Source organism: Pantoea osteomyelitidis (genome assembly GCF_044342975.1).
Taxonomy (GTDB): Bacteria; Pseudomonadota; Gammaproteobacteria; order Enterobacterales; family Enterobacteriaceae; genus Pantoea; species Pantoea osteomyelitidis.
The window spans coordinates 141,034-159,233 of record NZ_JBGFSN010000008.1; the positions used below are offsets into that span (position 1 = coordinate 141,034).

Genomic DNA, 18,200 nt, shown 5'->3' on the forward strand with positions numbered 1-18,200 from the left:
ACAGCAAAAGGGCCGGATTAACCGGCCCTTTTCTTTTATTGGCCCGGCAGCGGCGGATAGATATCAAAACGGTGACTTTTCGTCGACACCGCAGACTGCGTCGCCACGCCTGCCAGCGGCGGCGCGTAGTCGGGGCGCTTGACCACGATTCGCTTTTTCGCCAGCCGACGCGCCGGTTCCAGCAGGGCATCGGCATCCTCGTCGGCCCCGACCAGCGACTGAAACACGCGCATCTCTTTTTTCACCAGCGCGCTTTTCTGCCGGTGGGGATACATCGGATCGAGATAGACCACATCCGGCTGCGGCGTAATGTCGTTCAGCGCCGTCAGGCTGGATACGTGCAGCAGCGTGAGCCGCTCGCGCAGCCAGCCGCCGATTTCCGCATCCTGATAGCCGCGCTGTAGTCCGTCCTCCAGCAGCGCGGCCACCACCGGGTGACGCTCCAGCATACGCACACGGCAGCCGACCGCCGCCAGCACAAAGGCGTCGCGCCCCAGCCCGGCGGTGGCGTCAACCACGTCCGGCAGGTAATCGCCTTTCACGCCGACCGCTTTCGCCACCGCCTCGCCACGGCCGCCGCCGAAACGCCGCCGGTGCGCCATCGCGCCCGAAACGAAATCGACAAAAATGCCGCCCAGCTTCGGCTCGTCGCGCTTGCGCAATTCAAGATGGGTTGAGGTCATAACCAGCGCCATCAACGCATTATCGTCATGCTGCAGCTGCCAGCGTTCGGCTAAAACAGATAAGGCGCCGTTGTCGGCGCCCGATTCTTCAAGCAAACAGATGTTCACGCCTGAGGTTATCCCTGGATACCGTAGTGTTCCAGCATCGCATCAAGCTGCGGCTCACGGCCACGGAAACGTTTGAACAGTTCCATCGGCTCTTCGGCGCCGCCGCGCGTCAGGATGTTATCAAGGAACGACTGGCCGGTTTCGCGGTTGAAGATGCCCTCTTCTTCGAAACGTGAATAAGCATCCGCAGCCAGCACGTCGGCCCAGAGATAGCTGTAGTAGCCTGCCGCGTAGCCGCCCGCAAAGATGTGGCTGAAGGCGTGCGGGAAACGGCCCCACTCCGGGCTTGGCACTACCGCCACCAATTTTTTCACCTCGCGCAGCGTTTCGAGAATCTGCGCGCCTTTGGCCGGATCGAACTCGGTATGCAGGCGGAAATCGAACAGACCAAACTCCAGCTGACGCAGGATAAACAGCGCAGCCTGGTAGTTTTTCGCCGCCAGCATTTTGTCCAGTAGCTCTTTTGGCAGCGGCTCGCCGGTTTCATAATGACCAGAAATAAAGGCCAGCGCATCCGGCTCCCAGCACCAGTTCTCCATAAACTGGCTTGGCAGTTCAACCGCATCCCACGGCACGCCGCTGATCCCGGAGACGCCAGGGGTTTCCACGCGCGTTAACATATGGTGCAGCCCATGACCAAATTCATGGAACAGGGTGGTCACCTCGTCATGGGTAAACAGCGCCGGTTTGCCCTGCACCGGACGGTTGAAATTACAGGTGAGGTAGGCCACCGGTTTTTGCAGGCTGCCGTCCGCCATGCGCATCATGCCGACGCAGTCATCCATCCAGGCGCCGCCGCGCTTGTTTTCACGCGCATAGAGGTCGAGATAGAAGCTGCCGCGCAGCTCGCCGTTTTCGTCGAACAGATCGAAGAAGCGAACCTCAGGATGCCAGACGTCAACGTCCTTGCGCTCCTGCGCCGTGATGCCATAAATACGCTTCACCACCTCAAACAGGCCGTTTACCGCACGCGTTTCCGGGAAGTACGGACGGAGCTGTTCGTCGCTGATGGTATAAAGATGCTGCTTCTGTTTTTCACCGTAGTAAGTGAGATCCCAGGGGTTCAGCTCGTCGAGGCCATAATGCTCTTTGGCGAAGGCGCGCAGCTGCGCCAGCTCTTTTTCACCCTGCGGACGGGCGCGCTTAGCCAGATCGTTCAGGAAATCGATCACCTGCGACGGGCTTTGCGCCATTTTGGTCGCCAGGGATTTGTCGGCGTAGGAAGCGAAGCCGAGCAGCTGAGCCAGCTCGTGACGCAGCGCCAGCTCTTCCGCCATCACCGGGCCGTTATCCCATTTGCCGGCATTTGGACCCTGATCGGAGGCGCGCGTCGAATAGGCGCGATACATCTCTTCGCGCAGCGCCTGGTTATCGCAGTAAGTCATCACCGGCAGATAGCTGGGAATATCCAGCGTCAGCAGCCAGCCCTGCTGCTCTTTGGCTTCCGCCTGCGCTTTGGCCGCCGCCAGCGCGCTTTCCGGCATGCCCGCCAGCTCGCTTTCGTCGGCGATCAGCTTGCTCCAGCCCATGGTCGCGTCGAGCACGTTGTTGCTGTAGGTAGAACCCAGTTCGGAGAGACGCGCGGCGATTTCGCCATAGCGCTTCTGCTTCTCCTGTGGCAGGCCGATGCCGGAGAGTTTGAAATCACGCAGCGCGTTATCCACCGCTTTTTTCTGCGCCAGCTCGAGCCCGGCGTAGCTTTCGCCCTCTTTCAGATTCAGGTACGCCTGATAAAGCCCTTCATGCTGGCCAACCCAGGTGCTGTACTCTGACAGCAGCGGCAGCGTCTGCTCGTAAGCCTGGCGCAGCTCAGGGCTGTTTTTTACGGAATTCAGGTGGCTCACGGGTGAAAAGATGCGGCCAAGCCGATCGTCCACTTCCGCCAGCGGCTGGCAAAGGCTATCCCAGCTGTAGGGTGCGCCTTGCGCCACCACCTTCTCCACCGTCGCGCGACAGTCGTTCAGCGCTTCAGTGACAGCGGGAACCACATGTTCAGGTTTAATGGCGGAAAACGGCGGCAGCGTAAAGGGAGTGAGTAAGGGATTGGTCATAGCGCAGTCCTTTTATCGTTGTATGGGGCGCGAATGAACGCGCAGAGCAAAACAGGCTGTATCCAACATTATTTTATCAGCATCACGCGCGGTCAATCGGCATTTTGCCGCAGAGCCGACGCGCTGTTGGTTAAGCGCACAGCCTGATAAAGCTAATCCTGCACTCTACGTTGCGCACGGGCATGAAATCAAATCGAACCCGTCGACGCCAAAAAAAAGGCCAGCGATGCTGGCCTGAGGGACTACTTAACCGACAATTGATAGTGCACCACATCATAAGGTGCGACCCAGCCGGGCAGAGGTTCACGCTCAAAAATATCCTGCGCCAGCGCCCATCCCTCAATCTCGCCATTCTTGCCGGTGAGGGATAATCCTTCATAAAGCAACGGCGGAAGATCCTGATGGTAGGAAACACGATCGTCAGAAAAATCATTGATCACCTTGCCCTCCAGCGTCGTGACCTTGACGTTTACCGCGACCACGGCATTGGCCTTGAGCGGGGATTTTACTGGTTTCACCGTGAACCAGCTCATTCCCTCACTCTGTTTCAACACTTTACGGTTGCCGATCTTTTTCTGGAGCTTCTCATAGCCTTTGGCAATCAGCATATTCATTCCCTGGCTGACCTTCTCGTCCAGCTTTTTATAACGCGCCTCCATCTCCTTATCGCTAATCGCTGATTCCCCGTTATTTAATTTTGTCGTGAGGCCCGCGCTTAACGGATCCGACAGAATGGCGATGCCCGCATCCTTGATGATTTTGATTTGAGCGCCGACGTTAGCGGCAAGAAACTGACCAAGGGCATAGCTGTCACGTTCTGCTTCGGATTGCGGGAGAGGGGAAGAGGCGGGCGATTCAGGCTTAACGGCTTTGGTCACATCCTGAGCCAGCGCTTTGCTGGCGTTAACCAGATTATTGAGCTGAGTTAGCTCTTTTTCGAGACTGTCTGCGCGCTGACGCTGTTTTTCGTTTTCCTGCTGTGATTGTTGATATTGCTGCTGTAGCGCTGCCAGTTGGGAAGTTAACTGCTCCTGCTCTCTGGATTGCGGCGGCGGCTCTTTAGCCTTAACGCTCTGCTTCTCCTGCTGGAGGTGCGCGAGCTGCTTCTCGGTCGCCTCAAGCTTTGCCTGCAAACTTTGCAATTCTTTCTGACGCTCGGTCTGCTGCTGCTTCAGCACGGCAGCGGCGCTCTGCTTCTCCTGCTGTAGCTGAGCGAGTTGTTTCTCGGTCGCCTCAAGCTTTGCCTGCAAATTCTCAAGCGCTTTCTGCCGTTCAGCCAGCTGTTGATTCAGCTGGACGCTGGCGCTCTGCTTCTCCTGCTGTAGCTGTGCCAGCTGCTTTTCCGACGCCTGCAACTGCTGGTTCAGGTTTGCGATTTTTGCGTCCGTTTGCTGGCCGCTGATTTTCGCTTCAGCCGCCTTTAATGCGCTCTGCTGGCTGGCGATGGTCTGCTTGTTTTTTCGGATTTCTTCTTCAAGGTTTTCAATCAGCCTTTCCGTTTCATCAGTGGTACGCGAAACCTGCGCCTTTGTCTCATTTTGCGCTTTGAGCGCTTCCAGTTGCCTAATCCTTTTCTGTAACTGGTTTCTTTCTTTTTGCAATGCCTTTAGCTGTATCGATAACGTCTCTTCCCGGCTTTGAGCTTTTCCCGACGAGGCTGAAGGCAAACTGCGCGCAGTTTCATTAAACAGTTTTAATATTTCTTCATCATCAGACGCCTGCGAAGAAAATGAGAGAGACGCAACGGAAACCAGCAAAGTGAGCAGCGCCACTTTGCCTGTATAACATTTTTTCATGAACTATTACCTTAATAATTACCGCATCCCGCAGTGCAAATAATCGCAATAGCTTGACCGTTGTTTATTTAATTGTTGGCAAAGCTAATCATGAGCATGTTAATTCTGATATTGGTTTTATCTGTTTACTTTACCTGACTGATCATCAGCTGTGCCAGACGCGTCTTAACGCGGAAGCAGAGTTCGCGTATTTGAAATTGATAGTGCGGCATCACGAGATTATTGATATCTGAGCCAATGGCATTTTTTACCGCCAGGTATTTCTGCGTCTCTTTGCCTACCTTCTGGAATTCAGCCAGATAACTGTTGTAGGAAGCAGGATTGTATAAACGAATCGCGTCTAATTCTTTGCGGCACTGCTGAATGTATTCGGCATTACTGCTAAAAGCCCTGTAATCCATATCGCGGCTCTCTGCTGCTTCAGCCTGCTGGCTCTCTACGTCATCCTGTGACGATTCCGGCTGAGCGGTTACGCTGCTCTGCTGAGCCTGAGAAGCGTGTGTGATAGCAGACGGTGTATTTTTTTTAGGGACGCATCCCGCCAGCGCAAAAAGCGAGACAATGATAATACCTGCAAACTTGTGCATTCTATTCCTCCGGTTTGAATGTTAATACGTTCTTTCCATGTGAAGTCGTCCACTGCAGCAACCCGCTCTTTTTACCCTTACCTTTAATGTTCAGAGTAAATAAATTTCGCGGGTACAGAACCCGACGGCGTGCATATTACCTTAAATCGCCGCTTTAACGATACCCTGGTATCTCCCGCGCCAGAATAAGTTATCTCATCGGGTCAAAATTTAACGAACAGGAAACAAATTCGCCTGAATCAGCTTCACTTATTTTGTGATTTTAGATTAACTCGCGGCGTGACCCGCCTCGCCTGACAAATAACTCCAGGCTCTTCTGGAAAGTTATTCTGGCATTTTATCTATTATCAGAAATGATAAGATTAATAATAATTAACCCGATAATTTTATCATTTTCGAGGTCGAAAACAGGCGTGGAGGTTCTCCCCTCTTCCCGTCCGGCGCAGAGAAGCGCAGCATTTTACCCGCTGCCCATGTATACTTGCCCGCGTGACACTCGATATTGACTTCCGAACGCAGCGCCGCGCAAAAAACCAATTTTACTATGCTCAGTTATCGCCACAGCTTTCATGCTGGCAACCATGCCGATGTTCTCAAACATACTGTTCAGAGCTTGATCCTCAGCGCCCTGAAAGAAAAAGAAAAACCGTTTCTTTACCTTGATACGCATGCGGGTGCGGGACGTTATCAGCTCAGCGGCGAACATGCCGAGCGTACCGGCGAATACCTGGAAGGCATTGCGCGTATCTGGCAGCAGCCTGATGCGCCTGAACTGCTGAAGCCCTATTTCGACGCCATCCGTAACCTTAATCCCAACGGAACGCTGCGCTACTATCCTGGCTCGCCGCTGATTGCGCGTCACCTGCTGCGTGAAGAGGATAAGCTGCAGCTGACGGAACTGCACTCCAGCGATTTCCCGCTGCTGCGCAATGAGTTCACCAAAGACAGCCGCGCGCGCGTAGAACGCAGCGACGGTTATCAGCAGCTTAAAGCGAAGCTGCCGCCACCCTCGCGTCGCGGACTGATTCTGATCGATCCCCCTTACGAGCTGAAAAGCGACTACCAGGCGGTGGTTCAGGGGATTCAGGAAGGCTACAAGCGCTTCAACACCGGCGTTTTCGCGCTCTGGTATCCGGTTGTGATGCGCCAGCAGATCAAACGTATGCGACATGAGCTGGAAGCCACCGGCATTCGCCGCATTCTGCAAATTGAGCTGGCGGTGCGTCCGGACAGCGATCAGCGCGGCATGACCGCGTCCGGCATGATCGTGATTAACCCGCCGTGGAAGCTGGAGCAGCAGATGCGTGAGCTGCTGCCGTGGCTGCATAAAAAGCTGGTGCCTGCCGGAACGGGCCACACGCGCGTTGAATGGATTGTGCCGGAGTAAAAACGCTATACCTCGAAGACGGCAAAGTCTCTCGCCAGTTCGGTGTCGGGAAATACCGACTGGCACTCTGCCAACAGTCTCGCCATATCCTGCCCGCCATAGCGCGAGCTGAAGTGGGTAGCAACCAGCCGCTTTGCGCCCGCCTGTAGCGCAACGCGCGCCGCCTGAAGCGTAGTGGAGTGGCCGCGACCGTTGGCCTTTTCCGCCATCGCCGCCTCCAGCGTGGTTTCATGCACCATCAGATCCACATTGGCCGCCAGCGCAAACGCCGCATCGCCAGGCGCGGTATCGCCAAAAATGGCGATGGCTTTGCCTTTGGTCGCCGGACCGAGATAGTCCGCGCCATTAATTACCCGTCCATCTTCCAGCGTCACGCATTCGCCACGCTTTAGCTGCTGATACCAGGGACCGCGCGGCACGCCTTCCGCCTTGAGTCGCGGCGCATCCAGAAAGCCAGGCTTGTCATGCTCCTCAATCCGGTAGCCGTAACACTCCACCACATGATTCATCGGCCATGCCGTGACTTTCAGCGTGCCGTCGTCATAAACCGGCCCGGCTTCGATTTCAATAATCTCCAGCGGAAAAGTGGTAAAGGAGCCGCTCAGCGAGAGCGCCGTCTCAACGAAAGTTTTAATGCCTTTCGGCCCGTAGATCGTTAGCGGCTCCAGAATGCCCGCCATTGAGCGGCTGGTCAGTAATCCCGGCAGGCCAAAGATGTGATCGCCATGCAGATGGGTAATGAAGATTTTTTCCAGCTTACCCGGCTTAAGTCGACAGCGCATGTACTGATGCTGGGTGGCTTCGCCGCAGTCGAACAGCCAGGTTTCGCCGCGACGGGAGCGTGTCAGCGCAATGGCAGTGACGTTGCGCTGCAGGCTGGGCGCGCCAGCGCCAGTACCGAGAAATGTAAGCTGCATGTTATGCTTCCCTGAAAATGAGGAAAATATCTAACCCTATTACAATCATAGGTGCAAACTTTGCGGCAACTCGCCCGGCAGCGTTACACTCTATGCCAATTTTTTCATCCAACCTGATGGACACAATCGATGACCAGACATTATGACTACCTTGCTATTGGCGGCGGCAGCGGCGGCATCGCCTCGATCAACCGGGCGGCAATGTATGGCCAGAAATGCGCGCTGATTGAGGCGAAAGAGCTGGGCGGCACCTGTGTAAACGTAGGTTGTGTGCCGAAGAAAGTCATGTGGCACGCGGCGCAGATTGCCGAAGCGATCCACCTCTACGGTCCGGATTACGGCTTTGATACCACGGTGAACCGTTTCGACTGGGCGACACTGGTGAAAAACCGCAGCGCCTATATCGATCGCATCCACACTTCCTATAACAACGTGCTGGGCAAAAACCAGGTTGACGTGATCCGGGGCTTTGCCCGCTTTGTGGACACGCACACGGTAGAAGTAAACGGTGAGAAGATCACGGCGGATCATATTCTGATTGCTACCGGTGGCCGTCCGACTCATCCGAACGTGCCGGGCGCAGAGTATGGCATCGACTCGGACGGTTTCTTTGAGCTGGATGCGCTGCCGAAGCGCACCGCCGTGGTTGGCGCAGGCTATATCGCCGTTGAGCTGGCAGGCGTGGTCAACGCGCTGGGTTCAGAAACTCACCTGTTTGTGCGTAAGCATGCGCCGCTGCGCCACTTCGATCCGCTGCTGTCGGAAACGTTGGTGGAAGTGATGGAGCAGGAAGGCCCGACGCTGCACACCCATGCGATCCCGAAAGCGGTGATCAAAAACAGCGACGGCAGCCTGACGCTACAGCTGGAAGATGGCAGCGAGCAGACCGTGGATTGTCTGGTCTGGGCGATTGGCCGTGAGCCGGAAACGGACAGCATGAACCTGAGCGTGACCGGCGTTGAGCTGAATAAGAAAGGTCATATCAAGGTCGATAAATTCCAGAACACCAACGTGCCAAACATCTATGCCGTGGGTGATAACACCGGCGCGGTGGAGTTGACGCCGGTGGCGGTCGCAGCGGGCCGTCGCCTCTCTGAGCGTCTGTTTAATAACAAACTCAATGAGCATCTCGATTACAGCAACATTCCCACCGTGGTCTTCAGCCATCCGCCGATCGGCACCGTTGGCCTGACTGAGCCGCAGGCGCGCGAGAAATATGGCGATGGCGAGGTGAAAGTCTACACCTCCTCCTTCACTGCGATGTATACCGCCGTGACACAACATCGTCAGCCGTGCCGTATGAAGCTGGTTTGCGTGGGTCAGGAGGAGAAGATTGTCGGCATTCACGGTATTGGCTTCGGCATGGATGAAATGCTTCAGGGCTTCGCGGTCGCGCTGAAAATGGGCGCAACCAAGAAAGATTTCGACAATACTGTCGCCATCCATCCGACCGCAGCGGAAGAGTTTGTGACGATGCGCTAAACGCAAAATTCTTTCATCACCACCCGGCAATTCGTTCCCCAATGCCGGGTTTATTTTATCCAGCTGCAAAAGCTTAAATAAATTACCCGAAACAAAGTAAAACCTTATGAACTTATCAGAAATTTCTGAGTCTATCTGAACTAACGATTTATTGTCTGCAACGAATTTCGCCTGTTAATAATCAGGCTTTTTCGCCTGTATAATTACAGAGGAAAAAATATGATCATTTGGCTTGACTAAAGCGGAAATAAAAATAGTGCGCAAGAAAATAATTCAAGACATATTATTTTCAGCTTTTTTAGATAGCATAATCCCGCCAGAAATATATCTGACGGGATTAAGTAAATGCATCTTACTTTACTGGCCATCCATGGCCTGCGCGGAACTAGCTACGACTGCTGTTCTGTCCGCCTTTTTTCCCTGCCTCAGAGGCTTTCTCGCGGTCATTTTTAAAATTACCGCCGCTGTGTTGTCCGCCTTTTTTACCTGCTTCTGATGCTTTCTGACGGTCGTCTGCAAAGTTTCCTGAACCACCACGATGCTGAGTCATATTAATTTCCTCTTCGTGAGTTTTAAGAAATACATAACATGTTTCTGTACTGCGAAGAAATCAGTTATGTGCGTCCTACGCTTTAAAATATAGATCACCCTGAACCGAATGCAAGGCGCAAATATAAAGAAGGCAACCGGAATCGACTTATACATATTACCTGGCATTTCGCAACATTTTGTCATTATCCGATAAACTGAATCGATATATTAACCCGGTCTCGCTTATTGCTAAAATAATGTTTTCAAATCAGGGGTTTTTACCCTTAATAAAAAACGCAGCGCTAAGCGATCGAACCGGATATAAAAAGCAAGAGGCGGTTTTGCTGTTATCACGCCGGTTTAACCACCCGTCAGGTTTACATAAACTTACGAAGAGCTCCCGGCGCACAGGCGCGCGCCGGGGATGATAAAGCAGGATCAGGCCTGACGCGCCGGGGCTTTATGCACCAGGGTATAAGCGTAATCGACGCCCATGCCGTAAGCGCCGCTGTGCTCGCGCACCAGATCCATTACCGGGTTATAGGTCTCTTTGCGTGACCAGTCGCGCTGGTACTCCAGCAGCACCTGCTGCCAGGTCACCGGAATCGCCCCGGCCTGCACCATACGCTGCACAGAACGCTCATGAGCGTCAACGCTGGTACCGCCAGAGGTATCGGTTACCACATAAACTTCATATCCCTCTTTCATCGCCATCAACGCCGGGAAGGTCAGGCAGACTTCGGTCCACAGCGCAGAGATCACCAGCTTTTTACGGCCCGTTTTTTCCACCGCCTCGACAAATTTGGCATCTTCCCAGGAGTTCATGGAGGTTCGCTCAATCGGCTTCAACTCGGGGTGAACCGCTAACAGCTCCGGCCAGATATAGCCGCTGAAGCTTTCGGTTTCCACAGAGGTGTAAATCACCGGCACGTTAAAAATTTTGCCTGCCTTCGCAAGGGCCACGGTATTATTTTTGAGCTGCTGGCGATCGATATTTGCGACGCCGAAAGACATCTGCGGCTGATGGTCGATGAAGATCAGGGTAGAGTTTTGCGGGTCGAGCAGATCGAATTTAGACATGGTTATTTCCTCTCGGTGATATTGGATGTTGTGTTGTGTCCTGTTGAAACAAACAATACAAACTGAGGAAACAAACTGATAACGGAAAGAATTTTATAACTTGTCAAAAATTCTTTGATATCGCTGTTCAGAAAGGATTTTATCAGGAACAGAGGGCTGCCGACGGCCATTCACAGGGCGTAACCCGTGTTGACAGAGACAAGAGTGAGAAGAAATCAGGCGGGCAAGTTTGCCCGCCTGCGGTCAGGGCGTCGGGCCTTTGCTCGCGTCATCCGCGAGACCTTTCGCCGCGCAAATCAACGACAGGTGGCTTAATCCCTGCGGCATATTGCCGCGCCAGGTTCGGGTTCTGACATCAAACATCTCGTTGAAGATCTGCACATTCCCCGTCAGGCAGAGCGTATCCAGAATCTCCTTCATCGCTTCGTCTGCCGCTGTGGTTTGCCCCATCTTCGCCAGCGCTTCCACCAGCCAGAAAGAGCAGGCCACAAAGGTGCTTTCTTCTTTATCAACGCCGGAGTAGCGATAAAGCATAGGACTGCCCTGCCCCAGCCGTTGCTGTATAGCGCGTAGCGTAGAGAGCATCCGCTCGGGATTCACCATGCTGCCGTAATAATGCGTCAGCGCGATGGCGGCATCCAGTTTGTCGCTGCCCACGAAAAAGGTATAAGCCTGCTGTTGCGCAGACCAGCAATGTTGCTCAATCCAGTCGCGGATTCGATCGCGCTCGCGTTCCCAGCGCCCTTTCCACGTCGGTTCAATATGCCCCTCTTTCGCCAGCGCCACCGCCTGATCCAACGCTACCCAGCAGGCCATTTTCGAATGGGTGTAGTGCTGTTTCTCCGGCAATTCCCAGATGCCGGAATCCTGCTCGCGCCAGCTGTCGGCACAGCGATTAGCCAGATGACCTAACAGGCGCGAAGAAGCGAGATCAAACACATGTCCGGCATCGATAAACAGCCGCGCGGTCGCCAGCATGTCACCATACATACTGAGCTGCACCTGACGGCTGGCGTTATTGCCCGAGCGCACCGGCTGCGTGCCTTTATACCCCTCCAGCGGCAGATAGCGCTCCTCCGGCACCTGACCGCCTTCCAGCGTATAGCAGGCGCGCAGCGTGCCGTCATGGCGGATAATGGTAGTGGTCAGCCAGGAAAAGGCGGCTTTACAATCCTCCAGCGCGCCAAGATAGACAAACGACTTGATAATCAGGCAGGCATCGCGCACCCAGGCGTAGCGGTAATCGTAATTTTTCTCTTTGCCTAACCCTTCCGGCAGCGAGGTGGTGGCCGCCGCAGCCAGCGCGCCGGTCGGCGCATACCAGAGAAACTTCAGCGCCAGCGCCGAACGCTTCACATGGTTGGTGAACGGGCCTTCCCAGGAGAGATTGTTCACCCAGTCGCGCCAGGCGTAATCACTGGTCTCGATACGTTGGTCGATCTTCTCCAGCGGCGGTACCGCCAGCGGCTCCCGTTCCGTTGCCACCAGGGCGACCAGGGTACGCGAAGCAGGCCGGGTAACAAAATAGCCGCTCACGCCTTCGTCGCTGCTTTCCGTCAGGGTGACTTCTTCAGAGTGTCGCAGCATCAACAGCAGATCGCCGACGTGAAAAACCGGTTTTTCCTGCACCCGTTCTAACCAGGGCGACTGCGTCTCGGCACGCGTGCCCAGCCTCAGGCGCAGCAGCATACGCACTTCACCCTCTACGCCTTCTACGCGTCGCGCCATTTCGCTCCACGGCAGGCGGCCTGCCAGCGTACTGTTAAGCGATTCAGTGATCCTCACGCTGCCGCTCGCCGTCTCGTAGCGGGTTTCCAGCACGTTGCTGTCGGGCCGGTAGCTACGCTGCATCCGCCAGGGTTCTTCAGGCACCAGCTGAAAATAGCCGCCGATGCCGGCGTCAAGAATGCGGTCAAACAGCGGTGGCGAGTCAAGGTTAGGCGCGCACCACCAGTCAATAGCGCCGTCAGGCGCTATCAGCGCAACGGAGCGGCCTTCGCCAATTGCGGCGTAGTCGCCCAGCTCCGCGTATCCATCCTCGCGTGCGGGTGATGCAAAGGTCTTATTCTTCACAAGTAGCTGATTCCTTTATGACCGGAGGCCGCCAGCGGCCAGATTAGGGGATAGCTTTAAGCGTAGTACAGACGTGATCGTTGTCACAGGCTTTCAGTACATCGTTCCGAAAAAGCCAGACGGCGCGCAATACCCCCGGCAAGCGGCAGAAAGACACATATACTTCTAAACGTGAGCGAGGTCACGTGAGGAACCAGCGGAAATGAAGCAAGAGCAGATCGCCCTGTCAGATATGGCACGACTCATTTTTGGCCAGTCGCCTCCGTCATTTTTGCTGGAAGTTATAGTGCGCGCGCTGATCTTTTTTATCCTGATCATTTTGACGCTGCGCCTGCTGGGAAGACGCGTCGCCTCCCAGTACACGCTGATCGAACTCTCCGCCGTGGTCACCCTGGCGGGCACTATCGGCGTGCCGCTGCTGGATGACAAACGCGGCCTGCTGCCGCCGCTGCTGATTGTCTGCGGCATTATTGCGCTGCAACATCTGATGGGCATATTGAGTACGCGTTACCGCAGGCTCGACCGGCTTCTCACCGGCACCGAGCGCGTCGCGCTGGATGATGGTCGGCTGCGCCTGGATACGCTGCGCGCCACCGTTCTGTCGCGGGAAAAGCTCTTCTCCCTGCTGCGCGGGCGCGGCGTACAGCATTTAGGTCAGCTGAGCCGCATCTATATTGAACCGTCCGGGGCGGTGACCCTGGTCTGGAGCGATACGCCCCGTCCCGGCCTCGCCGTTATTCCGCAGGACGATCCCAGCCTGCATGACGCCATGCGGGACGAGAAACATATCGTCTGCACCCGCTGCGGCCAGCTTGAAAAGCAGACACACGATCGGCAATCTCCCTGCTGCTGTTGTCAGGCCACGCGCTGGGCGCCCGCTTCTGTTGCGCTGGAGGATTAACGAATTGACGGAAATGATGCATAAATGGCTGATTGGCGAAGCGCCCTGGTCCTTTGCCCTGGAAGTGCTGCTGCGCTTTCTGATTATCTATCTTGTGCTGCTGATCGTGCTGCGCCTGATGGGACGACGCTTTGCGGGCCAGCTCAGTATTGTTGAACTGGCGATTATGGTAATGCTCGGCGCCGCTATCGGTCCGCCGCTGCAAACGCCGGAGAAAGGTATTCTGCCCACCGTGGTATTGCTGATCACCCTGCTCGGCTGTTATCGCCTGCTCTCCTGGCTCACCTTTCGCTTTCATCCGCTGGAAAAATTCAGTCAGGGCGATGTGACCCTGCTGGTCATGGACGGCAGACTGGCGCTGAAACCTATCCGGCGTGCGGAGCTTTCGCGCGATCGTATTTTTTCCGAACTGCGCGCGCTGAATGTGCAGCATCTTGGCGAGGTGCGGCGCGCCTGGCTGGAGCCTTCGGGCAGCGTCAGCCTGCTGCGTTACCAGCAGCCGCGCGTGGGCCTGTGGCTGCTGCCGGAACAGGATAAGGAGTTTGATAAACGCATTCAGATTGGAGACAGCTATGCCTGTTCAAGCTGCGGCTATGTGGTCAGACAGGACACGCCGCCCCATGAAGCCTGTCGCTATTGTCAGCAGAACACGTGGCAGCCAGCGGTAAAAAGATTGGGCACTGACAAACTCTGGCGTGAAATGCAGGAAGATAACCAGCAAGATGAGAAAACAACCACAGAGTAATGGAATTAATTGGCGCTAACGGCTCGATTTTTTTTCCCGCAGGTGTCAGGCTGGCGGCCTGCTTATTCACTCCTGAACTGTAAAACTCACTATGATTGTTCGTCCTCCACAGCACTGGTTTTTGCGCCTGTTTGACTGGCACGGCTCGGTACTATCCAAAATCCTGTTTCGCCTCAGTCTGAATCTGCTGATGTCGGTTATCGCAGTGATGGGCTATCAGTGGTATGAAAGCCTCGGCATTCACCTCACCACCGCTCCCTTCAGCCTGCTGGGCGTCGCTATCGCTATCTTTTTGGGCTTTCGCAACAACGCCAGCTACGCGCGTTTTACCGAGGCACGCCGCCTGTGGGGATCGTTGTTGATTACCCAGCGTTCACTGCTGCGTCAGGTAAAAAGCGTGCTGCCGGAACAGGATGATGAGGCGAAAAGCTTTGCCGCGCTGATGATCGCCTTTAGCTGGAGCCTGAAACATCAGCTGAGACACAGCGACGCGCAGACGGATCTGGCGCGGCTGGTGCCGCCACGCTGGCGCGACGAGGTGATGAACAGCCCGCTGCCCACCAACCGGCTGCTGCTCTGCATGGGGATCTGGCTGGGCGAACAACAGCGCAACGGGGCGATTTCAGATGTTTTTATCCAGAACATCGATCGCAACCTGAACGCGCTGTCGCAGGTGCTGGGCGGCTGCGAACGTATCGCCACTACGCCGATTCCCTTCGCCTACAGCCTGATTCTGCATCGCACGGTGTACCTGTTTTGTACGCTGCTGCCGTTTGCGCTGGTGGCGGATCTGCACTACATGACGCCGCTGGTATCGGTCTTTATCTCCTATACCTTTCTCTCTCTGGAGTCGCTGGCGGAAGAGCTGGAAGATCCCTTTGGCAAGGCGGCGAACGATCTGCCGCTGAACGCCATGTGCACGACCATCGAACGTAATCTGAAAGAGATGAACAGTGATTTTCCGCTGCCGGAACCGCTACAGCCCGACAGCCGCTTCAACCTGATTTAACGGCGATGCACGTCAAAGGTGCAAATCATGCCAGATTATCGAGCCAGCGTGCGTAGGCCTGATCCCACAGCGCCGCTGGCGTTCCTGCTTTGCCGAGGCCAAAACCGTGCCCGCCTTTCGTGATCTGAATCAGCTCCACCGGCACGCGCATACGGCGGCAGGTGTCGCGCATCAGCTCCGAGTTGAACGGATTGGCGGTGTGATCGTCCTCCGCCTGGGCAAGAAAGGTTGGCGGGTAGCGGTGCGTCACATGGTTTTGCACCGACCAGTTCGCCTCATCCGCTGGCGTGGCATTGCGGCCCACCATCATCAGATGCGTTGCTGTGTGCTGATAAGGCGCCTCCAGAGTGATCACCGGATAGATTAAGCCGACGCTGTCCGCTCTGGGTACGACCTGATCGAGCGGGTCCTGCGGCGCATAGGAATCAAAATCGGGACGCGCCGCCGCCATGCCGAGCAGATGGCCGCCAGCGGAAAAACCCAGCAGATGCACTTTGCGTTCAAACGAGCGCACCAGGCGGATAGCGCGCTGCGCGTCCTGCAACGGCGCCAGTCGGCCCGCCTGCCACTTCTCATGGGGTAAACGATAGCTCAGAACATACGCGGTATAGCCGTTGGCATTCAGCCAGCGCGCAACCGGCCACGCCTCGCGTCCCATGCCGATCCAGCGATAGCCGCCGCCTGCGGCGATCAATACCGCTTCGCCATTGGGATTTTCAGGCCGGAAGCGCTGAATCGCCGGGCTGACGATGTTTGACCATGAGCCGTTAAGGCTGACATGCAGCTGGCCGGACGGCCCGCCGCCGCCGGGCGGATCGTCCGGCCAGAGTGGAATAATCTCATCACGGGCAAAAAGTTTGCCGGTAGACATAGAGAGCATTGTGGCAGCAGTGCCAAGGAATAAGCGTCGACGCGTGATCATGATACCCGTAAGCGATTCCACTAAAACGGTCAGCTGCCGCACCCGGCGACCTGACTTTTTCTGAATGATGCAAGCTGAGTGCCAACCAGAGGCAATTATGCCGGTAGTCGCAAATGAAAAGCTATAAAAAAACGCGCCTTAGCGGGGCGCGCTTTTTTATTGTCATGATGGGATAGCGAGCGGCCGTTTGGTTAATCTTCCTGCTGAAACTGTGTCATGACGGTTTGCTCACACTGCTGCTCATTGCCGCGCAGCTTACTGCGTTCCTCATCGCCCAGCTCCATCCAGGCATTGACCACCTCACGCGCGGTATCTTCATCAAAAGACTGCTTGTTCATCGCCGAAGGCGACTGACTGCGCGCGATAGTGTCTTTCATCTGCGCGATATATTGATCGCCCGTCATGGTCGTCGTTTCGCCGCCGACAATATGGCAAAGCTGGCTGGCGTAGATGTTTTCCGGCGTGTCGTCCGCTGCCAGCGCGCTGGCCGAGAGAGTCGTCATTCCCAACAGTAATAACAGGGAAAATTTCATGTAAGGCTCCTGTTTATTCCGAATAATTTAAAGCGTAGTTGATCATTTGTCCTGCTGCCGGGCGGCCTGGCGCGCGGCGCGCCAGTTTAGCAGCGGTGTTACCGTTACGCCGTGCAGCACAATACTCGCCACCACCAGCGTCAATGCCATATCCACCATCATCGTCGCCTTTGGCCCTTCCATGCCATGCACCCAGGCAAAGGCGATGTAGTTAATACTGCCGATGCCGCGAATACCCAGCCAGCCGATCAGGATACGACGCGCCGGGGGAATGCCCGCGCCCAGCGTCGCCAGCCACACCGCCAGCGGTCGCACCACCACAAACAGCAGCAGGCCGAGTATCACGCCCATCAGATTCCAGTGATCCGCCAGCGTCACGCCCAGGACCACCATCAATCCAGCCGCCATCAGGCGTTCAATGGTATCGCCAAAAGAGAGCGCATCGCCCACCACCAGCCCGACTGATTTTGCCATATTGCCGCCGCTGTATGACATGCGCTGGTTAGGGTTGATCAGCTCTTCCGCAGGCAGGAAACGATCGCTTTCCGGCAGATCTTCCTGCGGATTGCGCTTGATAACGCGCAGTTCCGCACGTCGCAAACCGACGCCCGCGGCAAAGGTCGCCAGGAAGCCGGAAGCATCCAGCGACTGCGCCGCCGCGTAGCTTATGGCGATCAGCGCCAGGGCGAGAAAGTCATTGGGCGCCACATCGCCATGGGCATTGCGCAGATGCGTGACCAGCATGCCGATGACGCGTCCCAGCAAAAAGCCGATGCCGACACCGCCGATCACTGCCCAGAGCACATCTTTCGCCGCCCAGTGGGTAAAGAGCGTGCTATCGGGCATTTCGCCGTTGAACAGCACCACCGCCAGAATCAACAGCGGCAGCGCCGATCCGTCGTTCATTCCTGCTTCACTGGAGAGCGCTACGCGCAACGCATCGTCATCGCGCGCATCGTTAACAGAGATCAGGCTGGCCAGCACCGGATCGGTCGGCGCCACAATGGCGGCGAACGCCAGCGACAGCGGCCAGTTAAAGCCGGTAAGCCAGTGAACCAGCAGGCTCATGCCGCCCACGGTAAGCAGCATCGCGGGGAAAGCGAGGCGCAGCCCTACCCGCCAGCCGGAATGACTGAACGGCAGACGCAGCTTAAGCCCGGTGATAAACAGCGAGGCGGCCATGGTGATTTCCGTGATATGCGCCGCCAGCGTCGAGTGGCTGATGATATCGATATGCAGCAGATCGAACGCCCATGGTCCGCATAAAATACCGGCAAACAGAAAGAGGCCAAATGAGGTGACTGGCCCCCGGTGAATCCAGCCGGAAGCCAGCGACATTAATAACAGCAGGCATCCTGTTGCGGCTGTCCAGGCAAGAAAGTCCATGATGCTCCC

16 protein-coding genes are annotated in these 18,200 nt (G+C 55.8%); 5 read left to right on the forward strand and 11 right to left on the reverse strand.

From position 1 onward, the window contains the following. Nucleotides 1-35 precede the first annotated feature (35 nt). The 4 genes from rsmJ to ABU178_RS17450 form a co-directional block, all read right to left on the reverse strand. A complete protein-coding gene (gene rsmJ / locus ABU178_RS17435; RefSeq protein ID WP_397217250.1) occupies nucleotides 36-791 on the reverse strand; it encodes a 16S rRNA (guanine(1516)-N(2))-methyltransferase RsmJ in 756 nt (251 codons plus the stop codon). Nucleotides 792-799: 8 nt separating this feature from the next. Then, on the reverse strand, nucleotides 800-2,842 hold the full coding sequence (gene prlC, locus ABU178_RS17440) for an oligopeptidase A (protein WP_397217252.1): 2,043 nt from the start codon (nucleotides 2,840-2,842) through the stop codon (nucleotides 800-802). Between the two features lie 242 nt (nucleotides 2,843-3,084). Further along, entirely contained in the window at nucleotides 3,085-4,638 is a 1,554-nt protein-coding gene (locus tag ABU178_RS17445; RefSeq protein ID WP_397217254.1) for a hypothetical protein, read from the reverse strand. A 125-nt stretch (nucleotides 4,639-4,763) separates the two neighbouring features. Further along, a complete protein-coding gene (locus ABU178_RS17450; protein ID WP_397217256.1) occupies nucleotides 4,764-5,225 on the reverse strand; it encodes a hypothetical protein in 462 nt (153 codons plus the stop codon). A 544-nt stretch (nucleotides 5,226-5,769) separates the two neighbouring features. Here ABU178_RS17450 and ABU178_RS17455 point away from each other — a divergent pair. Then, entirely contained in the window at nucleotides 5,770-6,612 is an 843-nt protein-coding gene (locus ABU178_RS17455; protein WP_397217258.1) for a 23S rRNA (adenine(2030)-N(6))-methyltransferase RlmJ, read from the forward strand. Nucleotides 6,613-6,617: 5 nt separating this feature from the next. Here the strand turns inward: ABU178_RS17455 and rnz are convergent, their stop codons facing one another. Continuing rightward, entirely contained in the window at nucleotides 6,618-7,529 is a 912-nt protein-coding gene (rnz, locus tag ABU178_RS17460; RefSeq protein ID WP_397217260.1) for a ribonuclease Z, read from the reverse strand. A gap of 129 nt (nucleotides 7,530-7,658) precedes the next feature. On the opposite strand from rnz, the gene gorA reads away from it, so the two are divergent. Beyond that, nucleotides 7,659-9,011: a glutathione-disulfide reductase gene (gene gorA / locus ABU178_RS17465; protein ID WP_397217262.1), complete on the forward strand. Its 1,353-nt coding sequence runs from the start codon at nucleotides 7,659-7,661 to the stop codon at nucleotides 9,009-9,011. Nucleotides 9,012-9,396: 385 nt separating this feature from the next. On the opposite strand, the gene ABU178_RS17470 is transcribed toward gorA, so the two are convergent. From ABU178_RS17470 to ABU178_RS17480, 3 genes are all read right to left on the reverse strand, one after another. After that, nucleotides 9,397-9,561: a general stress protein gene (locus ABU178_RS17470; RefSeq protein ID WP_397217264.1), complete on the reverse strand. Its 165-nt coding sequence runs from the start codon at nucleotides 9,559-9,561 to the stop codon at nucleotides 9,397-9,399. 419 nt (nucleotides 9,562-9,980) lie between these two features. Beyond that, nucleotides 9,981-10,622 (reverse strand): hydrolase, encoded by a 642-nt coding sequence (locus ABU178_RS17475; RefSeq protein WP_397217266.1) that lies wholly within the window; start codon nucleotides 10,620-10,622, stop codon nucleotides 9,981-9,983. A gap of 243 nt (nucleotides 10,623-10,865) precedes the next feature. Then, nucleotides 10,866-12,695 (reverse strand): glycoside hydrolase family 15 protein, encoded by a 1,830-nt coding sequence (locus tag ABU178_RS17480; RefSeq protein WP_397217268.1) that lies wholly within the window; start codon nucleotides 12,693-12,695, stop codon nucleotides 10,866-10,868. A 202-nt stretch (nucleotides 12,696-12,897) separates the two neighbouring features. Between ABU178_RS17480 and ABU178_RS17485 the strand changes: the two genes are divergently transcribed. From ABU178_RS17485 to ABU178_RS17495, 3 genes are all read left to right on the forward strand, one after another. Continuing rightward, a complete protein-coding gene (locus ABU178_RS17485) occupies nucleotides 12,898-13,596 on the forward strand; it encodes a DUF421 domain-containing protein (protein ID WP_397217270.1) in 699 nt (232 codons plus the stop codon). A gap of 13 nt (nucleotides 13,597-13,609) precedes the next feature. Beyond that, nucleotides 13,610-14,341, forward strand: coding sequence for a DUF421 domain-containing protein (locus tag ABU178_RS17490; protein WP_397217272.1), 732 nt, complete (start codon nucleotides 13,610-13,612; stop codon nucleotides 14,339-14,341). A gap of 91 nt (nucleotides 14,342-14,432) precedes the next feature. After that, the gene (locus ABU178_RS17495; protein WP_397217274.1) at nucleotides 14,433-15,350 is read left to right on the forward strand and encodes a bestrophin family protein; all 918 of its coding nucleotides are present in this window, start codon (nucleotides 14,433-14,435) and stop codon (nucleotides 15,348-15,350) included. Nucleotides 15,351-15,375: 25 nt separating this feature from the next. Here ABU178_RS17495 and ABU178_RS17500 read toward each other — a convergent pair whose 3' ends face one another. The 3 genes from ABU178_RS17500 to ABU178_RS17510 all read right to left on the reverse strand — a co-directional run bounded on the left by ABU178_RS17500 (nucleotide 15,376) and on the right by ABU178_RS17510 (nucleotide 18,191). Next, entirely contained in the window at nucleotides 15,376-16,272 is an 897-nt protein-coding gene (locus ABU178_RS17500) for an alpha/beta hydrolase (protein WP_397217275.1), read from the reverse strand. A 191-nt stretch (nucleotides 16,273-16,463) separates the two neighbouring features. Beyond that, the gene (locus ABU178_RS17505; RefSeq protein WP_397217277.1) at nucleotides 16,464-16,805 is read right to left on the reverse strand and encodes a hypothetical protein; all 342 of its coding nucleotides are present in this window, start codon (nucleotides 16,803-16,805) and stop codon (nucleotides 16,464-16,466) included. Between the two features lie 42 nt (nucleotides 16,806-16,847). Beyond that, a complete protein-coding gene (locus ABU178_RS17510; protein WP_397217279.1) occupies nucleotides 16,848-18,191 on the reverse strand; it encodes a cation:proton antiporter in 1,344 nt (447 codons plus the stop codon). Nucleotides 18,192-18,200 lie beyond the last annotated feature (9 nt).